Raw genomic sequence first — 22,920 nt, forward strand, 5'->3', positions numbered from 1 at the left:
CCAGCCCTTATTGTTTAGAGAAGGCATATTCGGCATCATAATAAATGCAGTTTTCTTTGAAATCTACCTTGTTATCTCTTATCTCAATATTGTAGCTATCTTTTGCATTCGACACACTCATACCGTATATAGGCTTAGATATCCTGACAAGGTTCTGTATCTCATTTTTATATACCTGGACATTATTCGTACCTGCCAGATTGATTCCAGTTCCTCCAACATTTGATATCTTGTTCTTATAGATCTGAACGCCGTCAACATGCATTAACACTATTCCCCCGTCATTGGAGTGCAGCCAGTTATTAACATCTTCGATAGTGTTCTCAGCTATGATCACATCCCTGTAGGGCTGGACACCTCCTCCCGGGATGCGTCCTCCAATTACGTAAATACCTGAATCCTGCCGGGTTGCATTCATATTCCCTTTCACATAATTCCCTTTGATGATAACGTTGTGTACTGGCTCAGGGTACTGGTTATCACTATTCATCTGGGCAACCGAGATAGGTATCCTGCAGTCTGTAATTGTATTGTCCAGAATGTAAACATGGTTTGCCCCATGGCTATCGATCCCTTCCCACATGGGATTGTTCTCGATGGTGTTGTTACGGATGTAGATGTACTCGGAATAGCTGTAGGTACTGCTGCCTTTGGCAAGAGCAACTCCATATGCGTTCGGGTTTATCTTTTCTGCATTAATATCCCTGAATAGGTTATCATCGACAAAGATATGACTGGCTTGCTTCCCTATCATTATCCCACAGTAACCATAATCAAGGAACTGGTTGCCTTTTATGGTTATATGGTTGTTGTGATGGGTCGGGGAACGTGTGGAAAGGTATAACCCGTAAGCACTGAAATTCCGGAAAGTATTGTCAAGTATGTAGCAATTATCACTGTTTGTTATTTCTACTATACTGTTGGTGCCTGAATGACGGGCATAACTCTCATCGGGGTCACTGAAGTCAAATCCTTTTATTATGACATTTGAGGCATCTGTTATCCTGAATATCCTGTATCCTATGATCGAGCAATCATTACCTATGAGTGTGATATCCGAGTTTAGGTCTATTGCTGAGGCGACATTATAAGTTCCCTGCTCAAACAGGATCACGCCTTTATCAATTGAACCAACTGCCATCCTGATAGCCTCTTCATCATTAGTCCCATTGTAGAGGACTGCTCCCGTGCTTTTTTGCATAACAGTTATTGCCTGATTCTTCGTAACTACTATATCAGGCTCTTCGGGTACTTCATCTCTGTCTGAAATAAAATACCCATAGGTAAAGTACAGTGTTACAAGAACAGCAATAACCAAAAGAGGCAAAAGTATTTTTTCCGATGAACGGATCTTACGGGACAAGGATTTTTCTTTTCTTCTCATGCGTTGCTCTGCGGATTTTTGTTGTTCACATCCGTTTTGCAATCTGACCCGTTTTACAGTTATGAATGAATAGTTCTAATGATTTATTACTTTAGTGCTGTTTCTCGGGGTATGCTCCTGCGAGTAACTAAATGTTCTATATATACATAAATAAATAGTATCTCTGTGCAGATATCACGCCTGTTTGATGGACGCCTTTCTTGTCCACAATAACTAAAATGTTATAAATAAGACCAACTTTACTTAATCACCATATACAGATCAATGAAGAATATATAGAATAAAAGGTGGGAAAAGCAGAATCTTTCACCCCTGTCCTATACAACTACCAGGATGTAATCATATCAACGAACCAGAAACAGATTTAAGAGAAAAATTTCGGGATATTTTAGATAGAAAAAGTGATGACATCCCTCTTGCTGGTACTGTGACAACAGCAAGTGTAGTTGATCTTATGGATATCTGCGGAGCAGACAGGCCTGAAGCCGACCGCAATCCGGTAAAAATGGCAAAGCTCGCAGGTTCTTTACACACGGTTGCAAATCTAGAGGTCATACGTTATCCATTTGATGTGACCGTCCTTGGAGAGGCGCTAGGCTGTAATATAGATCCGGGTACCAAAGCCCGGACACCATCAATATCCACTCATCCCTTCAAAGACAAACCTGAAGAGATAGAAGTACCTCCTGATCTCCTCAAAAGAGGCCGTATACCTGTTGTGCTGGAGGCATCAAGAATTCTTAGGAATAAAGAAGGAGCAAAAGTCCCACTCGTGGCAGGACTTGAAGGACCTGCGGATCTTGTATCCTATTTATGTGGAATTAACTCATTTCTGACATGGACCATTAAAAAACCCCAACTCGTAAAACAAATAGTTGAAAAGTGTATTGACGCGTGTGCAATCTATGCCAATGCATGCCTTCATGCAGGTGCAGATGCAATAGTCATCGCAGATGCAAATTCCTCCCCGGACATGATAGGTCCGGATGCTTTCAGGAAACTTATAAAACCAAACCTGATAAAGTTTTCAAATAATATCGAAGGTTATAGTATACTTCATATATGCGGGGAAACAGACATCATTATTTCAGATATGCTTGAATGCGGTTTTAATGCTATCAGTGTTGAGGAAAGCGTTAAAGACCTAGACTATGTAGTTGGTCTGGCCCATAAGAACAATACGGCGGTAATTGGTAATGTTTCCACATCAAGGACCCTTTACAACAAAAATGCTGGCGATGTCAGAAAAGAAGCCTTCAAGTGCCTTGCTGCAAATATAGATATACTGGCGCCAGGATGTGGTATTGCACCAGAAACACCTCTAAGGAACCTGTTAGCCCTGGCAGATGCAAGAAATGAATATTACCGATAATAAATATTAAAAGAACAAAAGATATCGATCACACAATGATAGAAATATTTAGTGTTGATTGGTGTTCTTTTTTTATAGACAATGAACTTGTTCATTGGTTCTGACTAAACACTCATTGTACGATTTCATAGACCTTTAACCTGAATCACTATAAATCAGGAATCATGACAATATCCTGATTTCCTTATAATTGATAGCTTTTACAGGACACACATTCACACACCTTTTACATGCTGTCCCAAGGCATTTTTGCGTGCTGTACATTACAACCATGTTCCCATCTTTTTCCATATTCAAGATAGCTTTTTCAGGGCATTCGATCTCACATTGGTGGCACATGATACAGCCAACGGCTTCCTCTTCAACCGTAACGCCAATATCATCGACTATCCTGATATTGTGGTCTTTGGCATCCAGTGCATCATCCAAAATACATTTATCCATTTGAGGTTCAGCAGATACTGAAGGCAGAAGAGGGAGCTTATAGATCTTCAGGAAGCGGTTATAGGATTCCATGTCCATGCCTTCTGTCCAGAAAGATAGTTCGCACGTGTAGAACTTTTTAAAAGTAGCACTTGTGGCCATCATCAGGTGATCGACCTTTATCTTGTTTGCAAGATCGATAACTTTAGCAAGCTTTGAGTCATCTGTCAATATATCCCTGGCAAGGGAAAGCGAAGTATTCCCAAACTGAACTATTCTTTTGGAATACTTTGGACAGGAGCCAACATACATAGCTTTCCATGGATCCACATAAGTTCCTGATGCGCCTGTCATGTATGTGTTCTCAAGTTCTTCGTAAGCAAGCCCGGCTTCTATTATAAGTGTCAGTTGTGCAGCCCTTATAGCACCAATAGCCTTGCCAGCCTCTTTGATGTCATTCTCGGAGATACGTATCCCTTCACCCAGCATCAATTTACCATACTTCAACCGTGGTGGCCTCTCAATGAGCCCTGTCTGCATTGCAAGCGCCAGAGAAGCAATCAGACCAGTGCCTGTTATACCCATAGGTTCCAGGACTGCCCTTTCTATTATATCACCACTACATGGATCCACCAGGTGGGATGGCCGGCTGGTCATGCTCTCATCAAGGACGGTAAGTCTCCAGTACTTTCCTTCCAGATTTACATCTGAGATGGCGCCGGGACCTGCAAGCATTCCACAACTCACTCCCTGCCCTTCGATAGCCGGACCGGCAGCAGCGCTTCCTGTAATGACCCTGTTACCTACTTTGATTGCCATCTCAGCATTGGTCCCATAGTCAGTAACAAGGGTGGGAGCCGTCTGCTCAAGGAAATCAGTTTTCATCATCATTGCAAGTGCATCGGCTCCGACTTCATGCTGGACTGCCGGAGGAACAATAACATCGCATACTCCCAGCCCAATCCTGTTCTTGAGAATACCGCTCGCCGGGAATATCCGCGCCTGACGCTCTACATTTTCGATGCCCAGCCTTTTTTGCATGTTCTTGCCAGCATAGGCAAGGTCCCTTATCTCAGAGTTCTGGAAAAGTGATAACTGTATAGGATTGCCGCACACTGCTATTTTGCTTATCTGCAGAGGATCGACATTGAAGGTGTTTATTAATTTACATACGGTATCTATCATTATCTCATGAGCGATGTCCTCTCCCACAGTGATTGCAAAATCAAGATGGTCTGTGATATTGGCTCCCGGAAGAGGATGCTTTGTTGTCATTGATGTCTTAATTATTTGCCTGGTTCCAAGATCTATAAGCTGCGCCCTGAAACCGCTTGTTCCCAGATCCATTGCTATTCCGTACATCTGATTACCTCCTCCTCAAAAACAAGACCTCATTGCTTCCCAGAGCACTTCCATCTCCTCAGGAGGTGTGTTCAGCGGAATCTCACAGCCAGTGGACAGGATAAATCCTCTGTCAGGAGCTGCAGCCATACAGCTTTTCACTTCAGATGCTATGTCTTTCGTCATCCCTGAAGTGAATATATAAGGATTGATATTACCCATCAGACATATGTCCGAATCATGGAAGTTCCGGAAATCCATGAAACAATATCTCTGGCTGCACCCAATGCTTTTATGGTTGTGAAGTTTCTCACACTCAATTCCATGGTTCTTCCCAAGCGCTTTTACATTTCCGAATGCAAAGTTCAGAGCATCAGGTTCCAGAGCCAGTTCCAGTTCATGGAATGCATGGGATGCGCAGTTATGGGATATTACATATCCTCCGCGGTCCTGGATATGGGAATATAGTTCTTTTGTGTAACGGGAACCGAATTCCTTTGCCATTTCCAGGCTGAAAAGGTCTGAAGCGCTGCCCCCGTTCTCTGCAAACACCCCGTCAGCTCCTGCATCAAGCATCCGGTCTGCAAAGATCATACAACTCTCAGTAAGCACTTCCAGTAATGCATGAAGATTATCGCGGTCCTTTATCATCTCCATACACAGCCTGCTCCCGTCCATCACCTGGGTAGCAAGCATGAGAGGAGTAAGTGAGGCGCAGCTGATAAAAACTTCATCACCGAGTTCTTTTTTCAGCAGGGAGATGGATTCCTCAATAGTCCCCACCCTTTCTGAACGTTCCATGTCCCGGGGGGTTATCTTTTCATATTCCCTGGCAGATTTTAAAGGGTGTTCAGCTATTGAAGGGTAGTAATCGGTCTTAACGTTGGTCTTTGCTCCAAGGGCTTCTGCCTCCACGAGCAGGCAGCCCCAGGGAGACATGACATTGTCGTGATGATACATCTCCCTTGCCAATATCTGCGCTCTTGCAATACCCTTTGCTGAATAGTAAACATCATTTATGGTTGCGTTCATGCGGTCAAGCACAGCATCACCTGCACCAAACCACAGATAACCCAGTGGTACCCTGTCCACCTCTTTCATTTCAAGAGCGTGGGTAAAGCGCTCTCTTGAGGTCATTTCCTCAGCCACTTGCTTTGACACTTCCTCATCCTCCACCTGCTATTATCTACCTGATATTATCCAAAACTATTTTTTCAATAGTATCTTATCAATCCGCAGTACGCTGTTAACAGCCTCGGTTGCCGCAATAACAGCTAGTTTTTTCATGCTTGAAGACTCATAGACAGGAGGACTGTTCTCGACAACCTTTCGTGAACTATCTATCCTGCAGTCCACACCACGGTTATAGTAGTCGCGCATCTTTACCATTGCATCCGTTTCATTGAGTCCCGCATTGCGTGAGAGTATTCGGGGAATCTCCTCAAGAGCATCAGCATATGCAATTATGGCAAGCTGCTCCTTTCCCACTATAGTGGATGCGTATCGCCGGATCATTTGCGCGAGCACGAACTCGATACCTCCTCCACCATTGACTACAAGAGGATTCTTCAGCAGGAACGCAGCATTGTTAAGCGCATCATCGACTGCTTCCTCGATCTTTTCAAGACCATACCTGAATGGCTCCCATATCAGGATAGAGGATATCAGTTGTTCACTGGCAGAGAGGAACAGGAAGTATTCATCACATTTCTTCTCAACATTCACCTCGCCGGCAAAACCAAGGTCTTCGGGCAGAATGTCATCCTTAATGGAAATGATACCGGCACCTGTTACTTTTGATATCATTTCCAGGTCCTTCATCTTCAGTTTGTTAAAAAGAAGGATGCCTTGCTTTGCAAGTGAATCTTCGACTGCTCCGTCAACGCTTCCTTCACAAAGAACCACATCAGCTCCTGAATCAATTACTTTTTTTGCAAGATTCTTCACTGTTCTTTCCTGTTCATTGCGCAGGAGCATGGAGTTGTCAAAGCCATCGATCCTTATGTTATGCTGGGAATTAATGATCTTGCTCTCAAATTTCACATTATAGTTCAATATAAGGATTCGCGCGTCTTTGAAATGACGAGGCATATCATCTCTTGCGGGCGTTTCATCAAGAACGATGCCTGAAATGCATTCCATCGATGGGCCGCCTACCTTTTTGATAACTTTTACGTACTCGTTAAGATCAATGTGGGCATCATCATCCAGATCTTTAAGTTTTGTAAGTGTTTTCAATACAATCTCTGTTATCATCCGGGCCTGTCGGATTCCTACACCTTTGCTCAGGCTGGCATTCTCTATTACAGAATGCAGTTCTTCCTCAGAAACTGCCTGTTTGCTCTCATATTCAAGAATCTCATAAGCCTTGTTCAGGGCTAGCTGATAGCCCTTTATAATGGTCGTCGGATGTAATCCGTCGCCTGCAAGTCTGGCAGCATTCTCAATAAGTGATGCAGCAAGGATGACTGCTGTCTTTGTACCGTCACCGCATGCCCTGTCCATAGACCTTGCAAGCTCTTTCAGGGATGTGACCACCGGATGCAGCACGTCTATCTCTTCAATGATGGTCTTTCCGTCACTTGTCATGTAAATATCATCCGTGGGACTGATTATGATCTTATTCAGCCCGCATGGTCCGAAAGAGGAAGCAAAGAGGTCCTTGATGTCCCTGGAAGCCTGTTCCATATGATGTAGCAGTTCATCCTCTTCCACGTCGCCTGTTATTCCAATGCGATTGCGTACGCTCTGGCGCAGGGCATCCATACTGTCCAGTTCATGCATGCCTCCCTGTTGTGCCATCATAGTGCTCATGCAATCCTCCTGGGACTGCCAACAGCAATACCTACAAGCTTTGTTTCAAGCGGAAGCGTGCCCATGCTTCCAATATCGCTCTTATGAAGCTCAAAATTGACATTATCCATGCTTAGTCCGTAACCTTTCATGTATTCTGTAACTGATTTCTCTACGTGTGCAACTGCATGGTCTACAGCACCCTGGTGATTGTCAAAGATATGCCTTCCCTTGTCTGAAAAGAGAGCATAACTTGAACTGCCTGCCGAAGAAGGCCTGATAAGCAGTTCTGTCCTGTATATGACATCACCTACAAGTGCTCCCACTGCGTTACCGACTTCATAGTGATCCGGAATCCGGATGTCACCATCCATTATTTGGCCCAGTTCCTTTTCGTAGGCTCTCACCGGGGCACCTACCATCACAATAGGGATTTTAGGTTTGAACATAATAAGATCAGAGCACTCAAGGAATTTTTTGATCTCGTCCTTCTTCACACCTGAACTGAAATAAGAGACCATATGCAAAGCAAGGGTCTTCTGGAATTCCTCTTTAAGTTTTAAACAGAATTCATCCCTTCCCATTTTCAGATAACCGGCAAGTATGTCTGCGCCCATGAAAGATGCAGTTCTGTTCCATTCGCCATATTCCCCGAGGACATGTAACGCATCCGTAAGAGTAAAGCCGATCTGCTGGACATATCTTTTCCTGATAAGTGACCGAAGGATATCGATAAACATCAGGGGATGCATCTTCGTCCGCTCCTCTATATCCGACAGCGAACATGGAGATTCTCCAATGGCTTCCAGTACCTTTAATTCCTCATGGCCAAGTTCAGATAATTTCATACAGCAAGAGTCAATACCCCTGCTGATAAAAAATGAAGTCGGCTGCATTATATCGGTCATCATGCGGGGAGAAAATGCGTGCACTTTGGCCAGTTTATCTATCAGGCCGGGATATTCAGCTGCAGCAAGACATAAAGGTATCACTCTCTTTGGACCGATGAACATTTTCTTTTGCACCCATACATGGCTATCTCCTCCAAGAGCGGAAGTGTCCATTTTTATAGCCTTGACCATGGTGCTCCAGCCACCAACGACAGCTCCGGTATCATTTACTATGGGTATTCCATCACGTATCATTGCAATATCGGTGCTCGTACCGCCAATATCCAGGGCAATGCAGGTTTTAAGGCCTGTCAGATGTGCAGCGCCTACCAGACTTGCTGCAGGACCTGAAAATATAGATTCCACAGGTTTTTCAAGGGCCTCCTCTATTTTGACAAGTGAACCATCACACTTCATCATCATCAAAGTTGAATTAACGCCCATCTTTTCCATTACAGATAATATGGATTTAATGAAATCGTCAATCACAGGTATAAGCTGAGCATTCAGCAGTGCAGTGACTGCTCTTTCATAGGCTCCGAGGCTGAGGGAAAGTTCATGCCCGCAGACAACGGGCAGGTCTGTAAGCTCACGGATGTATTCTTTCACCATGATCTCATGGTCAGGGTTCCTCACACCAAAGTAAGAGGAGATAGCAAATGCTGCGACCTTATTCCGATTCTGCAGCACAAATTCCTTCACACTATCCAGACCTTCCAGTGAACGTAGCTCATTTCCATCAGAATCATGTCCCCCCTCAATAGAAAGCACGTAGTCTGTGGGTAATTCCTTGTTTATCGAATAGCCGATAAGTATGAGGCCTGCAGGATAGCCTTTACCTTCGAGGGTTGTGTTCGTTGCCAGAGTTGTAGATACGGAAGTAAAACTAACCTCTTTAAGATATTCTTCCTTCAACCCGCGAAGAGTACACTCTATGCCCTTTACCAGATCGGGATAAGTTGTCAATGATTTGCAAGAATCGATGATCCTGCCTTTTGCAAGATCCATTATAACAGCGTCAGTGTATGTGCCGCCTGTATCAATACCAAGTCCCAGATTCATTATTATTCACCTTTCCTTAATGAAGCGATAGAAGGTAGGGCGGCAGAATGCCGCCTTTTCGGATATAAGCCCTAATTTATCATCGATCACCTCACTTAACTACATAAAAAAGATAAAATAGGATATTATGCGCCTATTTTATCCGATGATGCTTTTCTGCAGCTGCGGGCCAAGTTCCTTAACGGTGTCAACCATTGCCTTGACAGTGTTCAGTGGTCCCCCTGGTGGGATCTCACAACCCGAGGACATCACATATTTGGACTGCATGCCGTTCTCCTTGAGCACTGGAATAACACCCTCTATCAAAGCCTTTGTATCATCCCTGATCTTCTGGACTCCTTTGGCTGAACCATCCATGAAGTCTACCGGATTTATCTCACCCATCATGCAACAACTGTCACCGTACTTGGGGATCAGGTCCGCATAGTTCTGGGAACCCTTTCCTCTCTGTTTAGGATAGTATGCATAGCTGTACAATTGTGTGCCAAACTTCTTGATCTGGGTGTCAAAGTGCACGGCATCAGCACAATTATGAATAATGTACGGCTGGTCGTACTTCTTGAAGAGCGGAAGATGCTGGTCATAAACGAATTTACCATCGAACTTCCAGTAGTCCTCTTCGCTCATTATGACATTATTAGACCAGAGGTTATCTATACACAGGGCATTGCAGGCACTTTCTTCAAAGAAGAGCTCAGATACCTGGCATATGTAGTCGGTACATTTCTGCAAAGCCTCAAGTACGACATCGGGATGTGTTTTCATATCCATCAGCACACGGTCTGCGCCCATGAGCTGAGTAAGTGTGAGAAGTGGCCCTTCGTGGAAACCTACAAATGGAGTGTCCAGTTCCTTATTCAGTTTCTCTGTTGCCGCTTTTGATGCCATTACAAGCTCATATGCACGGGTTCCCTTCTTGACCTCAGGCACTTCAAGATTGTCGTAGTTCTTAAGGTGACCTTCAGAGGAAGGAGTATCATCTTCGGGATACTTGATCTTGCATCCGAAGTCAGCTGATGTGGCTGATAGATCAATAAGCCCAACGAACATATCTGTGTCGAGATATTTTGATCCAAGGAATGCACTCTCAACAAAGGCTTCCGGAGTAGTTGCATACTGCTTGTAGCTCTGGTTGGCAAACTTTCTCATGATACCACAGGCAAGAGGGTATACGGGTAGCCTGTCGACCTTCTTGTCCCCCATTGAGGCCAGGGTCCTGTCCATGTGGGTCATCTGCTCTTTTGATTTGACACCGACCTTCTCGAATTCCTCGATGATCTGTCTGGCAGTCTCCAGTCCGATATCGCTCTTGCCCTTTACCTTCTTCTTTGAGAGCGATTCCCTGTACTTAACTTTACCAAGACTGATCTTTTCCTGATTCCACCTTATCTGGTTGGGCTCAAGCTGTTTTACGTGTTCGCTTGCCCAGTCACTTGCATGCATCGCATCGGCATGGGTTGAGTCGGCACCAATCTCTTTTGCAAAGTCCTCTGATACGGGTGCTCCACCAACCATTACTTTAAGTGAGTCCCTTATACCTTCTTCCTGAAGTATCTCGATGACCTTTTCCATGTTCACCATGGTGGTGGTCATCAGGGAACTCATGGAAATAAGGTCAGCTTTGTGCTCTTTGGCAGCCTCGATGAACTTCTCGATGGGCACATCGGCACCCAGGTCGATCATTTTGAAACCTGATGCAGATAGCATCGTTTTCACAAGGTTCTTACCGATGTCGTGTACATCTCCTTCAATACTGCCAATTACTCCCACGGCAGCCTTTTCTACACCCTCTGTCTTCATTGCAGGGCTCAGGATATCCATACCTGCATACATTGCACTTGATGCGATAAGCAGATGCGGTACGAATGCTTCTCCTTTTTCGTACCTGTCACTGATTATCATCATCCCCTTTGCAAGACCACCTACGATCGCCTCATAAGGGTCTAGTCCATCATCGAGAACTTTCTGTGCAAGTTCTACTGCTAGATCGTCATCGCCTTCAACTACAGCTTCCGCTAATTTATTTAGGATTGCAGCTTCCATAAAATACCTCCTTGAGTTACATATTTCCTTCCAACAGTACTTTATTTCCGTACTATTGACAATAAAGGGTAGGAAATTAAGGTATATAGCATAACTCAAGGTTATTTATTGGAGTTCTTAATATTATCAGCGTCTATTCCAGAGTTAACGATGTTAATACTATTTACTGTACTTAATGATGTAAACGGAGTTAATCAGAGAAACCCGACTCGTGATATTAATGGTATTAATCAGATTAGTATCGTTAATCAGGATACAGTCAAAATTAGATTTATTTCCGGATTATGTTAAAATAGAGGTATAAACTGCAGAATCTAAACCTAGCTACATCTTCTCTATATAGGAAGAATTAGATTTGAAATACTCAAAAAGGTCTTTACCCCAGCTGAGGGCGCTTTCATCAAAACTCATCATTGCATGGTTATGATAGATTCCATTTTTAAAGAAAAGTGAAAAAGATAAAAACCTGTTTGTCACTATACAGGAAGCGAGACCGATATCATCTTCATATACATAGATATCAACATTTCTCAGTTCCAGGAATTCTTTCAATACAGAGCCATACTCACTCCGGAGACGATCAAAAACAGGTGCAGATAGGATAAGGGATAGATTTACACCTTTTCTTGCCAGCTGCAGATATTTAGAAGGGTATGCAGGACTAAAATAAGTAGATACTTCCATTATGTATTCTGCAGCTGCCAGATTACTTTCTAATTTAAGAGGCAATTCATACATACGATTCAGATCTGGCTCTATTAATTGGCATTTCCCAAGTTCCTCCACCCTGTCCTGTAGATATGAAGGTATGGAACCAAAGTTATGGGTCTCCCAATATTCGATATTATCTGAATAGACCTGCAGTGTATTGACTAAAGGGATTATTTTTCGGACTATGACTTCTCCAAAATGTGATAGAGTATAAAGATCATTGTCATAAACGACCAAACCCTGATCGATCAATACTTTGATCTGGGTCATCATGGCACTTGTCGTCACATTGAGTGAGATTTTGATCTCCTCCATGTTCATAGGTCTTTCTATCAGCAAAAGAAGCAGATCCATTCTTTTATCTGATAGGAAAAGTGTTCCCAGTAGAGTAAGTTTTATGTTATTCCCTCACATTCAGATATTAAAAAAAGAAGCCCTGTCAATTCTACACTTGTGATTAGAACCCGGGTCTTACAACTGCTCAATATCATTCCACTTTGGGATTTTCACATGGACCGTACTTCCCTGTCCAGGCTCACTTTCAACCCATATATGACCTTGATGTGCGATGACAGTGTCTTTGCAGATATACAGACTTGATTCGAGACCCTGATACATTCGTGTGATTGAGTCTTCCACCTGATACATCTTGTTAAAAAGATGGGGTATTAGTTCTTTATCTATACCTTCACCGGTATCAGTTATTGTTACATGGAGATAACCATCTTCCTCAAATACTCCGACACCAATGCTATTACCTTTAGGTGTTAAATTGATAGCATTGTGTATAAGGTAGACAAACACCTCTGTAAGTTTCTCTTTATCACCCCTTACCAAAGGAAGACCTGAAGGAATGGCCTTCTCTAATACCAGTTCCTTCTCGTCGATCAGCAGGATCAGGTTAAGTAGCGCATCAGACAGGATACTCCCGATATTCATAGATGCAAATGAATATTCTATTTTTCCGGATTGTTGTAAATTACTGTACAAAACTGTATCGATAAGACGCTTCAACCTTTCCGAGTTTCTCAGGAGCGTGGAGATGGCCTCTTTTTGTGAATCGTCCAGCATATGCAGTGTTTCGTCATCAAACACATCAGAAACATGTAAAGACTCCTGACCCTTTTTTACATTTTCCGCAATGAATTCGGATTTGATCATGTTGACTGATCTCAATTCTGTATTCGCCTTTGAGAGCTCTTCCGAGTATTTGCTTAAAGCACCAGTCAGTTGTTTCCTCTGGACAAGTTTCCACATGCCCTGCATCAGAAGCGTCAACTGGCGGACATCTGATTCATTATAATCTTCATCTTTGTTCCCTACACCTGCTACTGCAACTATGTGGTCGCCGTCAAATATAGGTACATTCATATGCCTTGTCAATTCAACGTGACCTTCAGGATATCCTTTTTTCAAGGAGCTGGGTGCTGCATAATTGTTAGTTATAACAGCTTTTCTCTGCCTTACAGCTTCTCCCCACAATCCGGTGGTCTTTATAGGATAAATGAAGTGTTTATCACTTATACCGCACTCACTCATTGCCGAGTTTGACCAGGAATGCATATTAAGGGCCGTTTCATCGGCGTTCATGAACGCAAGATATCCCAGTTTACTTTCAGTAAGGCGGACTGCTTCTTCCTTTGCAAATTCAGCGATCTCATCTAAAGATGCAGCTGTCATTTCATTGAGTTTGATCAAAGCTTCAAGACGTGACTCATTCAAAAGTTTGGCCTTCTCAGCTTTTTTACGTTCAGTAATGTCACGAGCAACCGATAAGATCGTTTTCTTGCCATTATACTCGATCATCCTTGCATTGATCTCTAAAGGTATTACTGAACCATCCTTTCTGATCGCGGCAGCTTCATACATAGCCTTTCGGTCTCTTTCGATCACCTTGATCAGTTCAGAAGCGCGCTGAACATACCAGGAAGGCACAATATCAAGTGGTGATGATCTCAAAACGTAATCTTTTGTATATCCCAGATTATCCATAACAACCTGGTTCACATCTATGAGATTCCCGTTCAGTTCACTTACATATATCTGGTCATTGATATTATTGAAGATAGTTTTGAACTTATGCTCGGACTCCTTGAAAGTTTCATTCACGATCCTGTGCTCTATCTCTATAGCTGCCAGGTCTGCGTTTGCCTTAAGATATTTAAAACACGCCTTTTTCGGTTCAAAAGGCACATTGAAATACATTACAAAGACACCCAGTATCTCACCGGTGGAAGCCACAATAGGTTCAGCCCAGCTGGCCCTGATACCTGCTTTCAGTGCCACTTCCCGGTGTCTTGCCCAGTAAGGATGCTCTTCGATACTGTCAACTATAACCCTTTCACCCATGTAAAGCGCTGTGCCGCATGAGCAGTTACCGTAACCAATTTCAAGGCCTTCCATAGCTTCCTTGAAAAAAAGAGGGAGATTAGGTGCCACTATCCTACATATGTGCTGTTTTTTCTTGTCAAGCAGCATAACAGCACATATCAGACCGGAACGAACCTTTTCTGCATTGGTGACGAGCAATCCCAGAACATCCTCAAGTGATATTTCAGTCAGAGGCTTCCCATTAGTGGAATTACGCTGCTGCCTGATCAGTTCATAGTGTTTACGCTCGGTAATATCCAGGATAGTTCCTTCGATATGCACATTTTCGTTGTCATAACTTTTTATGTGCACCCTGTCTTCAATATAACGCGTCTCACCAAATCTGGTTATGATCCTGTATTCCTGAATGAACTCTGCAAGTTGCTTATTCAGGTATTTGAAAGCCTTTAAAACAATTTTTTTATCATCCGGGTGGATCAGGTCAGAGTATTTAAATTCTCCGGAATAGAAATCTTCAGGTGTATATCCAAATTGCCTAATGTTATTGGATACGTACTTTACAGGAAAGTCTTTATCGATTTTCCTTGAAATGACAATGATCGGACTACTATTAATTATGGAGTCCATGCTGATTTTCTGATTCAATTGTCCAACCATATTTTTTGACCAGGAAAACTATAGGCATTTATAGATATATATTTGCCCCTTGTTTATATTCTATAATCATTCTTTCATGTGAAAGCAAATTCACAGCGAGATGGGAGAATCACATGACAGACAGATCTTCGCTGGAAACTGGCCTGATCTCCCTGTAATGGATAGCTTTGGCCGGGCAGATCCGGATGCAGCGCTTACAGCTCATACCCAGACACAGGTGAGCCTTATATCCTGCATATACACTTCCATTCTTACTGGTTATTTTTATCGCATTTTCGGGACATTCCTTTTCACATATCTTGCATCCCATGCATCCGAATGACTCTTCCTCGATGATCGTATCCATATCCTGCATTATTTCTATGCCTTCTGATTCTGAACTTGAGATGTCCTTTTTGACCCTCTTCTGGAACAATGGATTAAGTTCCAGAGATGGTATCCGGGGCATATTATAGGACTCAAGGAAACTATTATACACTTCCTCAGGCATACCTTCATTCCAGTATGCAAGTTCACATGCATAGATGTTCTTGAAGGTTTCATTTGAGGCCAGCATGATGTGGTCTGCTTTTATTCTGTCTGCGAGTTCCTGTATTTCCTGCAGCTCATAGTTTCCGAGCACAACATCTTTTGCAAGATCGAGGGAGGTGTTCCCAAACTGAACTATCTTCTTTGCGAACTTAGGTGCAAGACCTATCTTCCTTGCTTTGTCGGCATCCACATAGGTACCTGAAGCACCTGACATATACATGTATTCAAGGTCCTCGAATTTCAGCCCTGCCTCCACCAGCAATGTCAGATGTGCTGCCCTTATGGCACCAATAGCCTTTCCGGCTTCTTCTATGTCCTTGTCACTGAGCTCGATCCCGTCTCCAAGTATGAGCTTTCCGTTTGGGAGGTGTGGCAATGTCTTGATCAGACCCATGCTCATTGCAAGCGAAATAGCAGAAATCACGCCCGTGCCTGTAATACCCAGAGGGGACAGCTCGCCTTTCTCAAAGATGACACCGGTGAGGGGATCGATAAGATGGCCTTTCCTGCCATCCATCTGTTCATCCAGTACAGTGATTCTCCACATGCCTTTCTCTTCATTAACATCGGATATTGCACCGGGGCTTGCAAGCATCCCGCATTTTATGCCCTGTCCCTCTATAGCCGGGCCTGCTGCAGCACTGCAAGTGATTATCCTACCATTGACCTTGAGTGCCATTTCAGCATTCGTGCCATAATCGGTCACTAGGGATATACCATCCTGCTTCATGAAATCAGTCTTGACCATCATGGCAAGGGCATCTGCCCCGATCTCATGTTCAATGGATGGCAGTACGATTAGATCGCACACATCCAGTCCGGAGGATTTTCCGAAGATCTCAATACCGTCATAGATCTTCATGCCCCTTTTCACTTCACCTATACCAAGCCTTTGTTGCATGTTCTTGCCGGCATATGCAAGGTCCCGTATTTCGATGTTCTGGAACAGGGAAAGCTGTATAGGATTCCCGCACACAGCAATTTTTCGGACCTCCTCGGGAGAAACGGGGAGCATATCAAACATCTTTTGAATTGTATTGACCATTATCTTATGTGCAACATCTCCGCCAACCTGGATGGCAAAACCAAGATGATCGATAACATTCCCTCCGGGAAGAGGATGTTTCATCGTCATTATAGTCTTAAGAATACTTCTTGATTCAAGGTCTATTAGTTGCAACCGAAAACCACTGGTGCCCAGATCTATTGCAATACCATACATAAGATGTCCTCCGTATTACTTTATTGAAATGTCTGAAAAACCGCTTAGTCCATCAGACTATGCAATGCTGTATGAAAACAATCTGCCATTAAGCTATAAATAATAACTTCAAGTAATAAAGCAGAAGCTGCGATATTATCAATAATGATGGTAAAATTAATGCGGTTGATTTTAACGGCGTTAACTCCAGATTGACAGGATTGATAAAATCAAAGCTATTGATTTAATCGGTGGAACTATCAGAACAAGGTTTTCACTGAAATCAGTGCATTAGAATACTGATTTGCAAGACCCTTAATATTGTGGAGACGGGCCTTGCAAATCCGAAGTAGTACTGCGTGATATTACCACGCAATTCGCAGAAATGTTAGGGAAGTGCAATTCACATTGTATGATGGAGGTAGACTGGATAGACCCAGTTTTAGTGAAATGTTTTTCTGCACCTACTTCATGCCTTTATTTGGGCAATCACGCTATTAGCATGTATATATAAATAATAACCCTTGGTAATTTAACGACCGTGTATGTGTTATCAAACAGGTGTCATCCGGTCCAACTATAAATAATACACATGGTATGTTCAGGATTCAGCAGAAGGTAGAAAACAGTGGTAAATGGTGAATAAATACCTTTGATAAAATCAACAGCATGAATCAGAAAAACCTTAATGCCCTAAAGAATAGAATGGAAGCGCAATAGAAATTATTTATTTGACTTTCTCTGCCATTTGCTTATAGTGTGCAAACAGATCTTTTCCCCAAAGACGGGCACTTTCATCAAAGCAGAGCAGTTTTTTATGGTCGAATATCCTCTGCGTATTAAAGAAAGAGAGCAGCATCATATTATCTGTGACAGAGAGAGCACCTAATCTTATCGCATCATCATTGCATACGAAAAGATTTGAGTTCCGGGACTCCATCATTGCATTATATTGATCAGTGTATTCTTCTTTCAATCTGGTATATACGGACTTTGTCAATATGAGATTAAAATCCACTTCTTTCCTGGCAAGTTCAGAATAATTATAAGGACACGTAGGGCAGAAATATGAATAATAAGTAGATACGCTTGCCGACTGCTTTAAGCTCATGCATAATTCTTTTGGTGGTTCGAAGAGATGGTTCAGATCCGATTCATGAACTATCACTTTTCCCAATTCCCCAATCCTGTCAAGAAGCTCTTCGGGGATAGCGCACATGTCCCGACTTTCCCAGTATTCTTTATTCTCCTCAAGCACATTGAGTGCCTCTATGAGAGGCTTTGTTTTTTTAACTATTATCCTGCCTATATAGGTCAGCCGGTATTCGTCGGACTTCTGTTCAATAAGGCCCTGCTCAATAAGAATCTTTACCTGGGCCATTATTGCACTGGTGGTACCTGTAAGGGAATCTTTTATTTCGTCGATGGTTGCCGGCTTATCCATTAACATAAGAAGAGTGTTTTTTCTTTTTTCCGAAAGGAACACCGTGCTGATTAATTCGGCTTTCATTAATATCCTCTTACGTTATACTGTTATTGATTTATTTAGACGTTCTTGCTTAATTAATTTTCGTTCATTTCACCGAATATTATGCTAATAGTTATCACGCACAACTACTTCTTAAGTCCTGATATAGCCAGGTGCCTGATCACACAGAGCATAATCTTAGGAACTTAACCGATATAAAGCCAACTCCCGACGATTCAAAACCGCTTTCCCGGCTTCGACACTCGTCCAGGCAGGATATGTGGAAATTAGATAAGAAATATGTGCATAGATTTATTTTCTTGTTACCTGCCAGGCCTTTCTCCAAAGGTATTATTATACCGCTTTACTACAGATCCGATATAGTTGGACGTAGTTCGTGAAGAGGTCTTAGACATGAAATTGTTGAGAGGGAATTCCGTGTGACAGTGAATACATCGGGCAAGCTCGCATCCCCTTGCCAGACTCGGGCAGTCAGCACAATACTTGGCCCGTGAGTAAAAAAGACTGAAAGACTGGCCACATTCAGGACAGAGAAGCATCCTGTTCGCATCATAGAACTGCTTGTTAACCCCTCTTCTCTGCAATTCAAAAGAATACCTGTCGTCGCGGGACAAATCATCAGCATATCTGTTTTCTCTTTCGGGCACTTATCTACACCTCATAGAATGGCTACGTTTTACCATTCATTTACAGAATATATATAACAACTTACTACAAGCAATCAATGATATGGAAATTATCAATGGCATATTCTCTGTTCAAGCTATGAATTAAACCTGCAGGATATCTTTATGTATCATACTGTTCTGGACCAGAATAAGGATAAATGAGATATTACAATGGAAAAAACTACTTTTGCTGCAGGCTGTTTCTGGGGAGTAGAAATTGCTTTCAGGGAGATTGACGGTGTGTTGAGTACCCGTGTCGGATATACCGGAGGAGTTAAGGAAAATCCCGGTTACACGGAGGTATTAAGCGGGAAGACAGGCCATGCCGAGGCAGTGGAAGTCACATTTGATCCTGCTCTGGTAACTTATCGTGAGTTGCTTACATCCTTCTGGAGTATCCATGATCCCACGCTGACACGCAGGGAATTGATAACACATTTATGGAGCATCAATGATCCTTCCACATTGGACACCATCCCGGATTATGCGGGCAGCCAGTACCGTTCATCTATTTTTTATCATGATGAGGATCAGAGATTACAGGCAGCAGTATCCATGAAGGAGATGGAGAACTCCCTGGGTCCCGGGAAACGAATACTTACAGAGATAGTTCCTGCTACTGTCTTCTATCAGGCTGAGAGCAAACACCAGCAATATATTGAGAACAGCCCGGGAGAAGACAGGGAAAAATTGTGCAGCGTAAGGAACTGCACGATAAAGTAATATATAGTATAATATAGGTACTTTGAATCCCTGCAATATCAACTTCTGAATGAACGGGAGTTATTACTATGAATTTTGAAAAAATGTTCGAACCTGAACTGATCGGAAAATGCAAGCTGATGAACAGGATCGTCATGGCTCCCATGGGGAACATCAATATGGCCGATTCTACCGGCCGGCCCCTGGATAAGATGATAGAATACTTCATCGAACGGGCAAAGGGAGGAACAGGTCTTTTGATTACAGGACTTGTACCGGTGTCTTACGGGATCGATCCCACGGTATCTGAAGATAATGACACCAGTTATTTCCCGCGAATCGATGGTACATCAAGGACCCGGCTTTCAGGTTGGAGGGACCTTACCGCCGGAGTACGGCCTTACGGGTCAAAGATATTCATCCAGCTTACTGCGGGGCTTGGCAGGGTTGGCTCTCCTGAACCTGCCTTAAAAGGAAAGATACTGCGATCGTCATCCTGGAACAGGAACTTTTACGTGCCCCAGATACCTCATGTCCCGTTCTCTGACAGGAGGATCAAAAAGATTGTGAAAAGCTTTGGCCAGTGTGCAGCTAATGCAAAATCTGCCGGTTTTGACGGCGTCCAGATACACGGTCACGAAGGTTATCTCATGGACCAGCTGACATCTGACCCATGGAACCGGAGAATGTTTGGCAGGTACAGGGACAAGAACCGCTTTGGGATCGACGTTGTAAGAGAGATCAAGAAACGCTGCGGAGAGGATTTCCCTGTTATCTACAGGATCGATCTGACCCAGGCCTTGCAGGAAACATACGGGGATGCGATATTCAGGAAACGTTTCCATGGTAAGGAAAGGACAGTTGAGCAGGGGCTGGAACTCTGCAGGGTGCTGTATGAAGCCGGAGTAGATGCATTCGATGTTGATAAAGGCTGCTATGAGAACTGGTTCTGGCCACATCCGCCTGCTTATTTCGATGATAGCATCTATGTTGAAGAGATCGCTGGCAGATTGAAGGAATTCTTCCGCAAAGAGAACATCGATGCAAAAGTGATAGCTGTCGGAAAGATGGGTAAACCTGAGTGTGCCGAAGAAGTCCTGGAGAAAGGATGGGCGGATTTTGTTATGCTTGGCAGGCCACTGCTTGCTGACCCCCGCTGGCCTGAGAAGGTTAGGCAAGGCAGGACAAAGGAGATCATCCATTGTATAGGAGACCAGGAGGGATGCATCGAGTCATTTAAAAAAGGAGGGCATCCCTGCTGTTCTGTCAATCCGTACACCGGTTTTGAGGAAAAGAAAAAACTGGTAAAAGCGGAGAAGGTAAAGAAAGTCGCAATCATAGGTGCCGGACCGGCAGGCTGCGAAGCTGCAATGACCGCCCATAAAAGAGGGCACCATGTGACCCTTTTTGAAAAGAGTGGCAGGATTGGCGGGCAGTTATATACAGCCAGCAGGATGTCCATCAAGCATGATATTAAAAGATACATTGAGAATCTTGAATACCAGATGAGCCTGCTTCAAAAAGAAGAGTTGGAAGTTGTATTCAATACAGAGATTGGGTCGGAGAATATCAGTAACATGTTCGATGTGATAATATGTTGTAACGGCCTCAGAATGACCATCCCTCCAGTCGAAGGACTGGATAAGGTCAGGCACCGGGAAGTCAGGGATTTTCTTGATAAGGGCATGGAATTGCCGGCCGATGTCAAGAAGATCCTGATTGTCGGAGGAGGAATAATCGGTTGTGAGGTCGGTTATTCCCTTGCCTATGAAAAAGGTGTCAGTGTCACTATAGTGGGAAAGAACGATGCATTGATGCCTGATACTGTAATGGCTAACAGGGGCCAGATGCTCTGGATGATGCTTGGAGGAGGTTCTCCTTCTGGAAAGAGGGAAGATGCTTTGGAAGAACCTGTCACCGTTTATAATGCTTCAAAGGTCACCAGGTTCACAGAAGGCAAGGCCCATATAGTGGCAAACAAAGGCAGAAGCGATCCCTATACTCCATGGAAAGCCCTGATACCTGATAATGTTAAAAATCCATTCAGCAGGAGACTTGACCCGAATAATGTGGAAGAACTGTCTGTGGATACAGACCTGGTAATATTTGCAACCGGAGCACAATCCGATGATGAACTTTACTATAAGCTGCTAAAAACCAGAGATGCTATTGAAATATACTCCGCAGGCGATGCGAAAGAGCCTGGGAGAGTATGGGAAGCTATTAACGGAGCAAACGAGATAGCCAGGAATATATAATTCAGACTTCCTTTACTATACGCACTCCAATCCTTCTGCTGCGACGGCCGTCCGGGGAATAATAATAGCGGCTTGCTGAACGGCAGCCCACGGCAGAGGTTATCCAGCTGCCACCGCGCAGGACATACAGGACCTTCGCATTGTCAGCAGTCTCTTCCCACGCACTGCCATCTGCGGGAGCGCCTTCGTAGCTCTCGTGATACCTGTCCCGGACCCATTCCCACAGGTTACCATGCATGTCGTACAGCCCCCATGGATTTGGTTTCCTCTGTCCTACAGGAAAAGTCCCGGTGCTTTCATTTTCTCCATACCAGCCATAATCACTGAGTTGTGCTTCGTTATCTCCAAATGAGTATCTACTGGTCGTACCGGCTCTGCATGCGTACTCCCATTCAGCTTCTGTTGGAAGGCGGTATTTATCGGTGGCTTCTTTTTCATTAAGCCTCCTGATAAACTCCTGTGCTTCGCTCCACGATATCTTGTCAACAGGCCGGTCATCTCCAGAAGCCCTGGAAGGATTAATACCCATGATGTCAGTCCATTGTTGCTGTGTCACCTCATATCTGCCCAGAAAAAAGTCATCCATTATGCTTACTTTATGTAAGGGGCGTTCGTTCCTGTACCAGTTTTTCTCATCTGACAGTGAACCCATGCAGAACTCACCTGCGGGGATCAAAACAAACTCCATGCCTAGTGAATTGGTATACACTTCAGGGGATGTCCCATTTCCATTTGACATTCAGTGAACTCCTTTTTATTGTCTTTTTTAAAAAAGGAGTTCACATTTCATTCCAGTTATATTCATGCTTTTGATATAATCAATAGCCTTGTTTTTAGCCCTGCCGGGATTTTCCGAGGTGTCATGGATTCAGAATATGCACACAGCAAAATCTATAATTCAGACCGGGAACAGACGATTGATAATAATCATGCTGTTGGTTAATTACCATGAGTTATTATATATACGTATACCCGAATACCGTAATTGTCGATAAGTGATAAGTAATTGTCATCTTGTTGGCCTAAGCAAAATATGATTGTCAGATCATGGTCAAAAGCGGAAA

Annotated in this window: 15 protein-coding genes; 3 read left to right on the forward strand and 12 right to left on the reverse strand. The window is 43.4% G+C overall.

Annotated elements, in window-relative coordinates:
- Positions 1 to 7 precede the first annotated feature (7 nt).
- Entirely contained in the window at positions 8 to 1,384 is a 1,377-nt protein-coding gene (locus QZZ22_RS09695) for a right-handed parallel beta-helix repeat-containing protein (protein WP_292464369.1), read from the reverse strand.
- 343 nt (positions 1,385 to 1,727) lie between these two features.
- On the opposite strand from QZZ22_RS09695, the gene mtaA reads away from it, so the two are divergent.
- Positions 1,728 to 2,756 (forward strand): methylcobamide:CoM methyltransferase MtaA, encoded by a 1,029-nt coding sequence (mtaA, locus tag QZZ22_RS09700; RefSeq protein WP_292464797.1) that lies wholly within the window; start codon positions 1,728 to 1,730, stop codon positions 2,754 to 2,756.
- 162 nt (positions 2,757 to 2,918) lie between these two features.
- On the opposite strand, the gene QZZ22_RS09705 is transcribed toward mtaA, so the two are convergent.
- From QZZ22_RS09705 to QZZ22_RS09750, 10 genes are all read right to left on the reverse strand, one after another.
- Entirely contained in the window at positions 2,919 to 4,541 is a 1,623-nt protein-coding gene (locus QZZ22_RS09705; protein WP_292464370.1) for a methylamine methyltransferase corrinoid protein reductive activase, read from the reverse strand.
- A 15-nt stretch (positions 4,542 to 4,556) separates the two neighbouring features.
- The gene (locus QZZ22_RS09710) at positions 4,557 to 5,681 is read right to left on the reverse strand and encodes a uroporphyrinogen decarboxylase family protein (protein ID WP_292464371.1); all 1,125 of its coding nucleotides are present in this window, start codon (positions 5,679 to 5,681) and stop codon (positions 4,557 to 4,559) included.
- 45 nt (positions 5,682 to 5,726) lie between these two features.
- On the reverse strand, positions 5,727 to 7,334 hold the full coding sequence (locus QZZ22_RS09715) for a TCP-1/cpn60 chaperonin family protein (RefSeq protein WP_292464372.1): 1,608 nt from the start codon (positions 7,332 to 7,334) through the stop codon (positions 5,727 to 5,729).
- Positions 7,331 to 9,265 carry a hydantoinase/oxoprolinase family protein gene (locus QZZ22_RS09720; protein ID WP_292464373.1) on the reverse strand — a complete coding sequence of 645 codons (1,935 nt, stop codon included), beginning with the start codon at positions 9,263 to 9,265 and terminating at the stop codon, positions 7,331 to 7,333. The genes QZZ22_RS09715 and QZZ22_RS09720 overlap by 4 nt, the downstream gene beginning before the upstream one ends.
- 138 nt (positions 9,266 to 9,403) lie before the next feature.
- Positions 9,404 to 11,308 carry a methyltransferase cognate corrinoid protein gene (locus tag QZZ22_RS09725; protein WP_292464374.1) on the reverse strand — a complete coding sequence of 635 codons (1,905 nt, stop codon included), beginning with the start codon at positions 11,306 to 11,308 and terminating at the stop codon, positions 9,404 to 9,406.
- 324 nt (positions 11,309 to 11,632) lie between these two features.
- A complete protein-coding gene (locus QZZ22_RS09730) occupies positions 11,633 to 12,373 on the reverse strand; it encodes a winged helix-turn-helix domain-containing protein (RefSeq protein ID WP_292464375.1) in 741 nt (246 codons plus the stop codon).
- 117 nt (positions 12,374 to 12,490) lie between these two features.
- Positions 12,491 to 14,977: a GAF domain-containing protein gene (locus tag QZZ22_RS09735; protein WP_292464376.1), complete on the reverse strand. Its 2,487-nt coding sequence runs from the start codon at positions 14,975 to 14,977 to the stop codon at positions 12,491 to 12,493.
- A gap of 139 nt (positions 14,978 to 15,116) precedes the next feature.
- On the reverse strand, positions 15,117 to 16,760 hold the full coding sequence (locus QZZ22_RS09740) for a methylamine methyltransferase corrinoid protein reductive activase (protein WP_292464378.1): 1,644 nt from the start codon (positions 16,758 to 16,760) through the stop codon (positions 15,117 to 15,119).
- A 706-nt stretch (positions 16,761 to 17,466) separates the two neighbouring features.
- Positions 17,467 to 18,249: a winged helix-turn-helix domain-containing protein gene (locus tag QZZ22_RS09745; protein WP_292464379.1), complete on the reverse strand. Its 783-nt coding sequence runs from the start codon at positions 18,247 to 18,249 to the stop codon at positions 17,467 to 17,469.
- 281 nt (positions 18,250 to 18,530) lie between these two features.
- Positions 18,531 to 18,875 carry a hypothetical protein gene (locus QZZ22_RS09750; protein WP_292464380.1) on the reverse strand — a complete coding sequence of 115 codons (345 nt, stop codon included), beginning with the start codon at positions 18,873 to 18,875 and terminating at the stop codon, positions 18,531 to 18,533.
- A 192-nt stretch (positions 18,876 to 19,067) separates the two neighbouring features.
- Between QZZ22_RS09750 and QZZ22_RS09755 the strand changes: the two genes are divergently transcribed.
- Both QZZ22_RS09755 and QZZ22_RS09760 read left to right on the forward strand, forming a co-directional pair.
- Entirely contained in the window at positions 19,068 to 19,619 is a 552-nt protein-coding gene (locus QZZ22_RS09755) for a peptide-methionine (S)-S-oxide reductase (RefSeq protein ID WP_292464382.1), read from the forward strand.
- Positions 19,620 to 19,687: 68 nt separating this feature from the next.
- Complete coding sequence (locus QZZ22_RS09760; protein ID WP_292464384.1) at positions 19,688 to 21,856, forward strand: FAD-dependent oxidoreductase; 2,169 nt, start codon at positions 19,688 to 19,690, stop codon at positions 21,854 to 21,856.
- A 1-nt stretch (position 21,857) separates the two neighbouring features.
- Here QZZ22_RS09760 and QZZ22_RS09765 read toward each other — a convergent pair whose 3' ends face one another.
- Positions 21,858 to 22,595: a formylglycine-generating enzyme family protein gene (locus QZZ22_RS09765; protein ID WP_292464385.1), complete on the reverse strand. Its 738-nt coding sequence runs from the start codon at positions 22,593 to 22,595 to the stop codon at positions 21,858 to 21,860.
- Positions 22,596 to 22,920: the final 325 nt, after the last annotated feature.

It is taken from the genome of Methanolobus sp., from assembly GCF_016278365.1.
Classification (GTDB): Archaea; Halobacteriota; Methanosarcinia; order Methanosarcinales; family Methanosarcinaceae; genus Methanolobus.

Coding starts and splice junctions, on each gene's coding strand:
- QZZ22_RS09695 (WP_292464369.1), bottom strand. CDS start 1,384: ATGAGAAGAAAAGAAAAATCCTTGTCCCGTAAGATCCGTTCATCGGAA.
- QZZ22_RS09705 (WP_292464370.1), bottom strand. CDS start 4,541: ATGTACGGAATAGCAATGGATCTGGGAACAAGCGGTTTCAGGGCGCAG.
- QZZ22_RS09715 (WP_292464372.1), bottom strand. CDS start 7,334: ATGAGCACTATGATGGCACAACAGGGAGGCATGCATGAACTGGACAGT.
- QZZ22_RS09720 (WP_292464373.1), bottom strand. CDS start 9,265: ATGAATCTGGGACTTGGTATTGATACAGGCGGCACATACACTGACGCT.
- QZZ22_RS09725 (WP_292464374.1), bottom strand. CDS start 11,308: ATGGAAGCTGCAATCCTAAATAAATTAGCGGAAGCTGTAGTTGAAGGC.
- QZZ22_RS09730 (WP_292464375.1), bottom strand. CDS start 12,373: ATGGATCTGCTTCTTTTGCTGATAGAAAGACCTATGAACATGGAGGAG.
- QZZ22_RS09735 (WP_292464376.1), bottom strand. CDS start 14,977: ATGGACTCCATAATTAATAGTAGTCCGATCATTGTCATTTCAAGGAAA.
- QZZ22_RS09740 (WP_292464378.1), bottom strand. CDS start 16,760: ATGTATGGTATTGCAATAGATCTGGGCACCAGTGGTTTTCGGTTGCAA.
- QZZ22_RS09745 (WP_292464379.1), bottom strand. CDS start 18,249: ATGAAAGCCGAATTAATCAGCACGGTGTTCCTTTCGGAAAAAAGAAAA.
- QZZ22_RS09755 (WP_292464382.1), top strand. CDS start 19,068: ATGGAAAAAACTACTTTTGCTGCAGGCTGTTTCTGGGGAGTAGAAATT.
- QZZ22_RS09760 (WP_292464384.1), top strand. CDS start 19,688: ATGAATTTTGAAAAAATGTTCGAACCTGAACTGATCGGAAAATGCAAG.
- QZZ22_RS09765 (WP_292464385.1), bottom strand. CDS start 22,595: ATGTCAAATGGAAATGGGACATCCCCTGAAGTGTATACCAATTCACTA.